Raw genomic sequence first — 11,300 nt, forward strand, 5'->3', positions numbered from 1 at the left:
CTCCTTGGTGCGATCATTCTGCTGCTGGTTTGAACTGTGCGTGTTCGGTGGATTCCTTCATCGCCGTGGTCGACGAACGCCCGCCGGAGATCGCCATCGAAACGGCATCGAAATAGCCGGTGCCGACCTCGCGCTGATGCTTAGTCGCGGTGTAGCCGTTGATCTCCGCCGCAAATTCCGCCTCCTGCAATTCGGAATAGGCGGCCATCTGCCGGTCCTTGTAGCCTCGGGCCAGCTCGTACATGCCGAAGTTCAGCTGATGGAAACCGGCCAGCGTGATGAACTGGAATTTGTACCCCATCGCACCGAGCTCGCGCTGGAACTTGGCGATCGTCGTGTCATCAAGGTTTTTCTTCCAGTTAAACGACGGCGAGCAGTTATAGGCGAGCAGCTTGCCCGGATGCACCTTGTGGACGCCCTCGGCAAAGCGGCGGGCCTGCTCCAGATCCGGTTTCGAGGTTTCGCACCAGATGAGGTCGCAGTGAGGCGCATAGGCGACGGCGCGGGCGATGCACGGCTCGAGCCCGTTGCGAACCTGATAGAAGCCTTCGACCGTGCGGCCGGCGTCGTAATCGACAAAAGGCTGGTCGCGCTCGTCGATGTCGGATGTCAGCAGCTTGGCGGCTTCCGCATCCGTGCGGGCGATGACAAGCGTCGCAACGCCCATGACATCGGCGGCGAGCCGAGCAGCATCGAGATTGCGGATATGCGCCGCAGTTGGGATCAGGACCTTGCCGCCGAGATGGCCGCACTTCTTTTCGGACGCCAGCTGGTCCTCGAAGTGGACACCGGCCGCGCCTGCCTCGATATAGGCCTTCATGATCTCGAAGGCATTCAACGGCCCGCCGAAGCCTGCCTCAGCGTCAGCGACGACAGGCGCAAACCAGGTCTCCACGGAGAGACCGTTCTGCTCTGATGTCTCGATCTGATCGGCGCGCTGCAGGGTGCGGTTGATCCGCTTGGCAAGCTCCGGCCCGGCGTTTGCCGGATAGAGCGACTGGTCCGGATACATGGCCGAAGCTGTGTTGCTGTCTGCGGCGACCTGCCAGCCCGAGAGGTAGATTGCCTTCAAGCCGGCCCGGACCATCTGCATTGCTTGATTGCCCGAAAGCGCGCCGAGAGCGTTTACGAAATCATCCTGATAGAGAAGCTGCCACAGCCGCTTGGCGCCCATTTCCGCGAGTGTATAGCGCAGTTCCACGGAGCCGCGCAGACGCTTGACGTCGTCGATCGAGTAGGGACGCTCGACCCCGTTGAAACGTCCTGGCGGAAGGTCATGGTGTAGCTTGTCAAATTCTGTCATCTCATTCTCCTTGCAGATTATGTGAGCGGTTGAATGATTAACAGAATTTACAAATTTCGGGAAAAAGCCAGAGATACCTATGGAATAGACATCAGAAAGGGGTTAGCTTGCAAAGCCTTTGACACGGGCGTTCTGTAAAACTGTAAAGTATTGTAAATTCCGGTTGGCCACTGTTTTGTAAAGGGTTGTCACATGGCGGAACGCAAAATCTTTGCGGGACCGAAGGTCCGGCGCATGCGCAACGGCCTTGGTTTGACGCAGTCTGCGATGGCCGAAAAGCTTGGTATCTCTCCGTCTTATCTCAACCTCATAGAGCGCAATCAGCGGCCTCTCACCGTCCAATTGCTCCTGAAGCTGTCGTCGGCCTTCAGGGTTGATTTGGAAGAACTTCGGGTTGAGAGCGGAGGCGACCTAAATCAATTGCGCGAGATTTTTGCGGATCCGTTGCTGGCCGGCGAACTTCCCGGCGATCAGGAACTCGTGGAGGTCGCGGAAGCTGCGCCCAATGCGGCAAGCGGCATCATCAAGCTTTACCGCGCCTATCGTGAGCAGGCTAGTCGCCTCTCTGACCTGACGTCGCTGACGGCAGGTGCGGGGCAGATGCCGCTTGCAGGTGCGCGGCTTCCGGCCGACGAGGTCCGCGATGTCCTGGAGCGCCGCTCGGCATATTTTCCCGCACTCGAAGAGGCCGCTGAGACGTTCTCGGCGGGTTTTTCGGAAACCCGCGATCTTCCAGTGGCATTCAGGGAGTGGCTGCGGGCGGAGCGCGGTATCAGCGTCCGTGTCCTTCCGGTTCACGTCATGCCGGATCTCCGGCGTCGCTTTGACCGGCACTCGATGCGGCTCTTCATTTCTGAACGCTTGTCGCCTGCCGATCAGGCGCATGAGATTGCGATTGAGGTGGCGACGCTGGCATTGCGCGACGCGATACTTGCAGAACTCGATGGCCTGTCATTGTCGACACCGGAGGCAAAGCGGATAGCGCGCTTTGAACTCTGTCGTTACGGCGCATTGGCGCTCGCGATGCCTTATGCACCGTTTCTTGCTGCGGCCCAGGGCAGCCGATATGACCTCGATATCCTTCGTTCCCGCTTCGGCGTTTCCTATGCCCAGGCGGCAGCCCGGTTGGTCATGCTGCAGCGGCCGGGGGCCTCCGGCATTCCCTTCTTCATGATCGAGATCGATGCCGCCGGTCACCGGCTGAGGCGGGCTGGGGCGCATGGTTTCCCGCATTCGCATTTCGGCGGCGGCTGTCCCAAGCTGAACATTCATGCTGCCTTCCTGCAGCCCGGTCAGATTCTTGCCGAAACAGTCGAGCTGCCGGATGGCGAGAGTTACCTGACGGTCTCTCGGACACTTGAGGGCCCAAACACCGCGTTCAGAGAGCGCGTCAGGCGCACCGCCTTGCTGATCGGCTGCCAAACAGCTGCAGGCGAAACGTCAGTCTACGGCCAGGTTGCGACGACGCAACAGGCGGTTGCGATCGGACCGGCTTGCCGCCTTTGCGAACGGCGTGGATGCCTTGCGCGCGCCGAACCACCTGTCACCCGACCCTTGGGCCTCGACGAGATGGTTGCGGGCCTCAGCAGCTTCGATTTCCAATGATGGTGAAATGATTGAGACTGCAGGTTTTTGCGCTTGTCGGCTTCTGAAAAGCTTTCTAGTCTGCTTGCAAAACCAGAGGGGTGGGTGTCCGTGAAGGGCACCGCAAAGCAAGAAGAAGACAGGAGATATTATGAGGTCAACAATCGCAAGACTTGCAGCGAGCGCCGTTGTGCTCGCGTTTGCCGCTGCGCCCTCCTTTGCGCAGGAACGCGTGGTCAACGTCTACAATTGGTCGGATTATATCGACAGCTCTATCCTAGAAGACTTCACCAAGGAAACAGGTATCAAGGTCGTCTACGATACCTTCGATTCCAACGAGACGGTTGAGACCAAGCTGCTCGCCGGCGGCACGGGCTACGACGTGGTCGTGCCGAGCGGCGACTTCCTACAGCGCCAGATCCAGGCCGGTGTCTTCCAGAAGCTCGACAAATCCAAGCTGCCGAATCTCTCCAACATGTGGGATATGATTCAGCAGCGCACCGCAATGTATGACCCCGGTAACGAATATGCGGTGGACTACATGTGGGGCACCAACGGGATAGGATACAACAAGAAGAAGCTTGCTGAAGTCCTTGGACCAGACGCAAAGGCACCGGGCCTTGAAGCACTCTTCGATCCGACGGTTGCCGAAAAGTTCAAGGATTGCGGCATTTATGTCCTAGATGCACCGAAGGACGTCATTCCCTCGGCCCTAACCTATCTCGGACTTGATCCCAATTCGAGCAAGCCGGCCGATCTGCAGAAGGCAGGCGAACTGCTGGAAAAGATACGGCCCTTCGTGCGCAAGTTCCATTCATCGGAATATATCAATGCCTTGGCTAACGGCGACATCTGCATCGCGTTCGGTTACTCCGGCGATATCTTCCAGGCTGCCAACCGTGCGACCGAAGCCAAGAACGGCGTGGAGATCGGTTATTCCATTCCGTCACAAGGCGCGCAAATGTGGTTTGACATGATGGCGATCCCGGCGGATGCCAAGCATGTTGCTGAGGCGCATGAATTCCTCAATTACATGATGAAGCCAGAAGTCATCGCAAAGGCCAGCAACTACGTATTCTACGCCAACGGCAACAAGGCGTCGCAGCAGTTCATCGACAAGGAAGTCCTGGAAGATCCGTCGGTCTATCCGAGCGAGGACGTGATGAAGAAGCTCTATAGCGTCACCCCCTGGGATCCGAAAACGCAACGCACCGCGACCCGGATCTGGACGAAAGTCGTCACCGGCCAGTAATTGTAACCAGGCCCGGTCGGTAACGTCCGGGCCTTTTCTTTCTATGCCGGTCTCGGGGGAGCCGGCTCTCAAAATGACTTTTCGGGGCACAATATGAAGTCACTCGGCAATATCCGCCGCTCCTTTGCGCCGTGGGCAGACCCTGCATCGAAGCCGTTCATATCGTTCAACAACGTCACGAAGCGGTTTGGCGGTTTCATAGCAGTTGATGACCTATCGCTGAACATATATCACCGCGAGTTCTTTGCCCTCCTGGGGGCTTCCGGCTGCGGAAAATCCACGCTGCTGCGCATGCTTGCGGGCTTCGAGCAGCCCACCGCAGGCGAAATTGTCCTCGATGGCACCGACCTTGCCGGAACGCCGCCGTACAAGCGGCCGGTCAACATGATGTTCCAGTCCTACGCGCTCTTTCCGCATATGACGGTGGAAAAGAATATTGCCTTCGGTCTGCGCCAGGATGGCATGCCGAAGGAGGAAATCGCCGAGCGCGTTCTGCAGATGCTGAAGATGGTGAAGCTCGAGAAGTTCGCCACGCGAAAGCCGAACCAGCTGTCCGGCGGCCAGCGTCAGCGCGTGGCTCTGGCCCGCTCCCTTGCCAAGCGACCAAAGGTTCTACTGCTAGACGAGCCGCTCGGCGCGCTGGACAAGAAGCTGCGCGAGGAGACCCAGTTCGAGCTCATGGATCTGCAGCAGAACGTCGGTCTGACATTTGTCGTGGTAACCCACGACCAGGAAGAAGCGATGACCATGGCCGACCGCATTGCGGTCATGAGTCACGGAAAGGTCATCCAGGTCGCGACGCCGGCCGAGATCTACGAAGCGCCGAATTCCCGCTTCGTCGCTGATTTCATCGGTGACGTGAACATCTTCGACGGCAAGGTCGCGAGCGCCAACGACAGCACTGTCGAGATCGCCGTCGACGAGGATTTCTCGATCAGTGTCATCACCCCCGACAAGCCGGCGATGGGCTCCTCGGTCGGTTTTGCGATCCGCCCGGAGAAGCTGAAAGTCTCACGCAAGCCACCGGCCAATTCAAAGGTGAACGCAGCATCAGGCGAGCTATGGGATATCGGCTATCTCGGCGACATGACGGTCTTCCACGTAAAGCTGAAGAACGGCAAAGTGGTCAAGGCCTCGCTTCTGAATGCCCAGCGTGCGGTCGACGATCCGTTCATCTACGACCAGGAAGTTTGGATCACCTTCGCCGAGGATGCCGGCGTCCTCCTCAAGGATTGAACCATGGGCAAGCTCGGTTCCGCCGTCTATGATCGCCTGGTCATCATCATTCCCTATGTCTGGTTGCTGCTGTTCTTCCTGGCGCCGTTCTTCATCGTCTTCCGCATATCGCTGTCGACGACGGCGATCGCCATGCCTCCCTACGAGCCGGTCTTTTCCCTCGGTGACGGCTGGGCAGCGTTCTGGGAGAAGGTCGGCACCTTCTCCTTCGACAATTACAGCTATCTCATTGATGATCCGCTCTATGTGAACGCCTATATATCGAGCCTCGTGATTGCTGCAGTATCGACGTTCCTGACGCTGGTAATCGCCTACCCCATCGCTTACGGCATGGCTCAGGCGCCACGCAGCATCCGTCCGACGCTGCTGATGCTCGTCATCCTGCCCTTCTGGACGAGCTTCCTGATCCGCGTCTACGCCTGGATCGCGATCCTGAAGCCGGAGGGATTGTTCAATCAGCTGCTGTTATCGCTGCACGTCATCGATACGCCGTTGATCATCCTGAACACGAATGTCGCGGTCTATATCGGCATCGTCTATTCGTATCTGCCGTTCATGGTCCTGCCACTCTATTCCTCGCTGGAAAAGATGGACGGCACTTTGATCGAGGCTGCGCAGGATCTCGGCTGCACGCCGATCAGCGCGTTCTGGCGGGTGACTTTCCCGCTGTCACTGCCTGGCGTCGTGGCCGGCTGCATGCTGGTGTTCATCCCCGCGGTCGGCGAGTTTGTTATCCCCGATCTGCTCGGCGGATCGCAGACCTTAATGATCGGCAAGACACTCTGGAACGAGTTCAACTCCAATCGCGATTGGCCGGTGTCCTCGGCCGTGGCGACGATCCTGCTGCTGATCCTGGTGATCCCGATCGTGTTCTTCCAGAACGCGCAGGCCAAGGCCGACGAGCAGGGGAGATAGACATGCTGAGATGGACCCGTTTCAACGTCGCCTCCGTCGCGCTCGGCTTTGCGTTTCTCTACCTGCCGATTGTTTTGCTGGTCGTGTTTTCCTTTAATGAGTCGAAGCTCGTCACCGTCTGGGGCGGCTTCTCGACCAAATGGTACGTCTCGCTCCTGCACAATCAAGCTTTGCTAGATGCGGCCTGGGTGACGATCCGCGTCGGTATCCTCTCGGCTACCGCGGCAACGATCCTCGGAACGCTCGCGGCGATTGCCTTGGTACGTTATACGCGCTTTCGCGGACGCATGCTTTTTTCCGGCATGGTCTACGCGCCGCTGGTCATGCCTGAGGTGATTACCGGCCTGTCGCTTCTGCTGCTCTTCGTGGCAATCGGCCTCGATCGCGGCTTCTGGACGATCACGCTGGCGCACACGACGCTGACGATGTGCTTCGTTGCCGTCGTCGTGCAGTCGCGACTGTTGAGCTTCGACCGGTCGATCGAGGAAGCGGCACAGGACCTCGGCGCGCCGCCGGTCAGGACCTTCTTCGAAGTCACGCTTCCGATCATCGCGCCTGCAGTGCTCTCCGGCTGGATTCTCGCTTTTACGTTGTCACTCGATGACCTCGTCATTGCGAGCTTCACCTCCGGGCCGGGGGCGACAACACTACCGATGAAGATCTACAGCCAGGTCCGTCTCGGGGTGACACCTGAAATCAACGCCGTCTGCACCATTCTGATCGGGATCGTGGCGATTGGTGTGATCTGCGCCTCCACGATCACGAAGCGCCGCGAGCTGCAGCGCGAACGGGACGAGCGGGCGGCGGCCAACGCGCCGTAGCTACCTGGTCGACCCCTGCTGCGTGACGGGAGCCGGGGAGATCACCGGCTCCGGCCACGCGCCGCCAACGAAGAACGGTAGCGGTGGAAAGCTCGTTGATGCCGCAGCGTCAGTCGCTTCGATCGTTCCCGACAATGCCAGTCCATTTGATCGGTAAGGGATCACGCCGGAAAGGATCAGGGTCTGCAGCGGTCCCTCGATCCGCCCACCGTGGATTGTCGCTGCACCATCCGCAAGATCGGCGGTGATATCGAAACTATCGAAGGCGAAGGCACGATGGGATACCGCATTCAACGGGAAGAAGTCGGTCCGTGCGGCCTCTGCGCGCACAGCCTCCGCATCGAAGCCCGGAAGTGAGCCCGAGCGTGCGCGGAACGTGATTCTGCCCGTCACGTCGCCTGCACGGGCCTTCCAGAGCGGCATTGTTGTTTTGAGCGACATGTCGAGAGAACCCGCGGCAAGGGGCAGCGGTCCCTGAAGTTGAAGCCGCGCGATCAGGCTGGCGAAGTCGGCGCCGCGGATCGATAGCTGTAACTTGCCGCCGCCGTCGAAGTCACCGCGCATCGCTTCGAGATGCGCTGACAGCGAGCCACCTTCAAACTGGCTGTCGCCGATGTCGAACTTCGCCTCATTGCTGGAAACAATGATACTGGCGCCGACATCCGACAGTACGAAGGGCTCGATCAGCGCCTGCTTCGCGGAAAGCCGGAGATCAAGATCGAGTTTCTGCAGCGCGCCACCGTCCGGCGGCCCATTTGCTTCGCCGGCGGCCAGACGAAGGATGAACGCGTCGAAGAGCGACCGGAAATTCATCTGATCGAAAGCCAGCGTACCGCCAAGCTTGGCTCGTTTGCCAGGCGGAAAGGCTACGTCCATCACGCCCTTCGCATTCGAGCCATTCATGCTCATGCTGACATTGTCGAAGCGAAACCCGTTCGGAATCGAAGCAACATCGCTCTCGATCGAGAAGGTTTTCAGGGTCGCAAGAACCGGCAACGAACGGTCAGCCCAGGTCAACAGCGCAGGCAGATCACCGATAGTGACGGCCATGTTACCGGAAAGATCGAAGAGGTGCGAGATGTTTGCCAAGCCCTGGAACCTTGCCGTAAGCAGGCTCGAGGTCAGCGATCCTCTCATTTCAGCCTTCCTGCCACCGAAGATAAGTAGGGGGCTCGGGGAGGAGAAATCGAGCTTGAGGTCCTGTCCACTCGTTCGCGCGATAAGCACGGCGGTAATCGGGCTCGACAGTTTGCGCCAGCTGACGTCGGCGGTCACACCGTCGAAACGATAAGTTCTGCCGCTTGACACGTCAGTGACATTCACGGTGCCGTCTTCGACGGTAATGGCACCGACCTTGGTATCCAGGTTCTTGTCGAGAATTTCCCTTCCGCCCTCCTCGCGCGCGCCTGCAATCGCTCTCGCCAGGAGTCCCTCATTGGTCCAGTCGATCACGCCGCTGCTTTCGCGGGTAAGCTGCAAGTTGGGGCGGAGAAGATGGAACTCGTGGAAGTTTGCGCGACCCCGGATTGCATCAATCAGGCTAAACTCGGCGGAAAGACTCTCGATCGTTCCCAGCAGCTTATCACCGTTGCCCTTCTGGTGAACCGAAATCTTGCTAAGGGTGATGCGAGGCGTTGGCCAGAATTCGATCACCGGTTTGCCGGCGATCTCTGCACGATAGCCGGCCCATTTGGAAAGCGCCTCCTCGATGCCGGAACGAACGAGGCCGGTGGAAATCAAATAGGGTGCGGCGACGCGAAGCGCGACGAAAATCGACAGGAAGACGAGCAGGGTGATCGTGGCAAGCCGTGCAAAGCCCGGTAGCCAGCGCGACACGGGCCTTATCTTTCTCCGCCATCGCGGTTGTCTTGACGTACCCATGAATTCCGCCAGTATTTCGGCCGTTGCCGCCGTTAAATCTCTGAAATGCCGGATATATCAAATGCCGGCTGGTTGCAAACGCCAGCCACCGACATGGACCGTTAGTACCTTTATAAGCTGATATTGCATGGTATATAGGCAATCAAATAGGAGAAGTGTTGAATGCGCGACGATAAGCCACTCTGGGTGCCTTCGCGAGCATCGGTTGAAGCGAGCCCGATGTACGCCTTCATGCAGCAGTGCAACCGCGACTTCGATCTGTCCCTGGCAAGCTACCACGACTTGCACGCTTTTTCCGTCGCCGACAGGGAGCGTTTTTGGACCTCGGTCTGGGAATTCTGCGGCGTCAAGGGCGAGCGCGGAAGTCGCACGCTGCTCGACGGCGACACCATGCTCGGCGCGCGCTTCTTTCCCGATGCGACGCTGAATTTTGCCGAGAATCTGCTTTCTGCGGAAGGCGCGGGTGACGCGTTGATCTTTCGAGGGGAAGACAAAGCTGCTGATCGCTGGAGTTGGGATCGTCTGCGTAGCCTCGTGTCGAGGTTGCAGCAAGCGTTCAAGGCGATGGGAATAGGTTCAGGAGACAGGATTGCGGCGATGATGCCGAACATGCCAGAAACGGTGGCGTGTATGCTGGCGGCCGCGTCAATCGGCGCGATCTGGTCGTCATGTTCGCCTGACTTCGGGGAGAAGGGCGTCCTTGATCGTTTTGGTCAGATCGGACCGAAGCTCTTCATAGCCTGCGATGCCTATTGGTATGGTGGCAAGCTGCAGGACGTGAAGGCCAAGGTGGCGACCGTGACCAAGCAGCTCGAAGCGCCATGCCTCGTCATTCACTATGCCGGCGATGCCGCTGCGGTCGTCAACGAGACATTCGCCGCCAAGTCGCTGGACGACTTCATCGCGCCGTTTGAGGCCCGTCCCATCGAATTCGCCCGCTTGCCGTTCTCGCACCCGCTCTACATCCTCTTCTCGTCGGGAACGACCGGCGTTCCGAAGTGCATCGTGCATTCCGCCGGCGGCACATTGCTACAGCATCTCAAGGAGCACCGACTGCATTGCGGAATTCAGCCAGGAGAGAAGCTTTTCTATTTCACCACATGCGGCTGGATGATGTGGAACTGGCTGGTGAGCGGCTTGGCGGCCGGCGCAACACTTTGCCTTTTCGACGGCTCGCCTTTCGCGCCCGACGGTACCGTGCTTTTTGATTTTGCGGCGGCGGAGAAGTTTGCCGTCTTTGGCACGTCGGCGAAATATATCGACGCGGTGCGCAAGAGCGGGCTGACCCCGCGCAAGAGCCATGGTCTCTCCAGTCTTCGGCTGATGACATCGACCGGATCACCGTTGTCGCCCGAAGGCTTCTCCTTTGTCTACGAAGGGATCAAGGAAGACGTGCAACTCGCCTCCATTTCCGGGGGCACCGACATTGTTTCCTGCTTCGTACTCGGCAATCCCTTGCAGCCAGTATGGCGTGGCGAAATCCAGGGGCCGGGTCTCGGCCTCGCCATCGACGTGTGGGACGACGAGGGTCGGCCGGTTCACCAGGAAAAGGGTGAGCTCGTCTGCACAAAGGCCTTTCCATCAATGCCTGTGATGTTCTGGAACGATTCCGATGGTGCCAAATACAGGGCAGCCTACTTCGAGCGTTTCGACAACGTGTGGTGCCATGGCGATTTCGCAGAGTGGACTGAGCACGAGGGCATTATTATTCACGGGCGATCTGACGCCACCCTCAATCCAGGTGGTGTCCGCATCGGTACCGCCGAGATCTACAATCAGGTCGAACAGATGGACGAAATCGCGGAGGCGCTCTGCATAGGCCAGGAATGGGATGACGACGTTCGCGTGGTCCTGTTCGTCCGTCTGGCGCCCGGCGCGACCCTTTCCGACGAGTTGGTGAAGGCAATCAAAAACCGCATCCGCACTGGTGCCTCGCCACGCCACGTACCAGCAAAGATCATCGCCGTCAGCGATATTCCTCGCACCAAGTCCGGGAAGATCGTTGAACTTGCGGTGCGCGAGATCGTGCATGGCCGGCCCGTCAAGAACAAGGAGGCGCTGGCTAACCCGGAGGCGCTGGAGCTTTTTGCCGGACTTGAGGAACTGCGTGTCTGATAGACCGAGAAGGCCGGCCGACTACAAGCTTTCACCTTTGAAAGATTTGGAGGCTGCGGCAACCTTTCGTTAAGAAACGTTGGTCAAAAGTGAATCCAACTTGGGGCTGCATATGAACGAGGCAGCTGGAGCCGTCGGTTCCCAAGACATGATGTTAGCTTGACTAAGCCCTTGTTGAACAGCACCCGAACTC

General features: G+C 58.7%; 8 protein-coding genes. 6 read left to right on the plus strand and 2 right to left on the minus strand.

Translation table 11 applies throughout. The annotated features are described in order from the left end of the window. Positions 1 to 13: 13 nt before the first annotated feature. Positions 14 to 1,303, minus strand: coding sequence for an isocitrate lyase (gene aceA / locus BN77_RS07650; RefSeq protein ID WP_007530192.1), 1,290 nt, complete (start codon positions 1,301 to 1,303; stop codon positions 14 to 16). A 192-nt stretch (positions 1,304 to 1,495) separates the two neighbouring features. Between aceA and BN77_RS07655 the strand changes: the two genes are divergently transcribed. The 5 genes from BN77_RS07655 (at position 1,496) to BN77_RS07675 (ending at position 7,111) form a co-directional block, all read left to right on the plus strand. Next, complete coding sequence (locus BN77_RS07655; RefSeq protein ID WP_007530195.1) at positions 1,496 to 2,908, plus strand: helix-turn-helix domain-containing protein; 1,413 nt, start codon at positions 1,496 to 1,498, stop codon at positions 2,906 to 2,908. Between the two features lie 130 nt (positions 2,909 to 3,038). Further along, positions 3,039 to 4,139 carry a polyamine ABC transporter substrate-binding protein gene (locus BN77_RS07660; protein WP_007530197.1) on the plus strand — a complete coding sequence of 367 codons (1,101 nt, stop codon included), beginning with the start codon at positions 3,039 to 3,041 and terminating at the stop codon, positions 4,137 to 4,139. Positions 4,140 to 4,232: 93 nt separating this feature from the next. Next, positions 4,233 to 5,375 (plus strand): ABC transporter ATP-binding protein, encoded by a 1,143-nt coding sequence (locus tag BN77_RS07665; RefSeq protein WP_007530199.1) that lies wholly within the window; start codon positions 4,233 to 4,235, stop codon positions 5,373 to 5,375. A gap of 3 nt (positions 5,376 to 5,378) precedes the next feature. After that, on the plus strand, positions 5,379 to 6,290 hold the full coding sequence (locus tag BN77_RS07670; RefSeq protein WP_007530201.1) for an ABC transporter permease subunit: 912 nt from the start codon (positions 5,379 to 5,381) through the stop codon (positions 6,288 to 6,290). A 2-nt stretch (positions 6,291 to 6,292) separates the two neighbouring features. Next, the gene (locus tag BN77_RS07675) at positions 6,293 to 7,111 is read left to right on the plus strand and encodes an ABC transporter permease (RefSeq protein ID WP_007530203.1); all 819 of its coding nucleotides are present in this window, start codon (positions 6,293 to 6,295) and stop codon (positions 7,109 to 7,111) included. Here BN77_RS07675 and BN77_RS07680 read toward each other — a convergent pair whose 3' ends face one another. Continuing rightward, entirely contained in the window at positions 7,112 to 8,992 is a 1,881-nt protein-coding gene (locus tag BN77_RS07680) for an AsmA family protein (RefSeq protein WP_040676871.1), read from the minus strand. It lies immediately after the preceding gene. Positions 8,993 to 9,154: 162 nt separating this feature from the next. Here BN77_RS07680 and BN77_RS07685 point away from each other — a divergent pair, with 162 nt between their 5' ends. Then, on the plus strand, positions 9,155 to 11,107 hold the full coding sequence (locus BN77_RS07685; RefSeq protein ID WP_007530208.1) for an acetoacetate--CoA ligase: 1,953 nt from the start codon (positions 9,155 to 9,157) through the stop codon (positions 11,105 to 11,107). The last annotated feature ends 193 nt before the right edge of the window (positions 11,108 to 11,300 follow it).

The sequence above is a fragment of the Rhizobium mesoamericanum STM3625 genome (genome assembly GCF_000312665.1).
In the GTDB taxonomy this organism is placed as follows: domain Bacteria; phylum Pseudomonadota; class Alphaproteobacteria; order Rhizobiales; family Rhizobiaceae; genus Rhizobium; species Rhizobium mesoamericanum.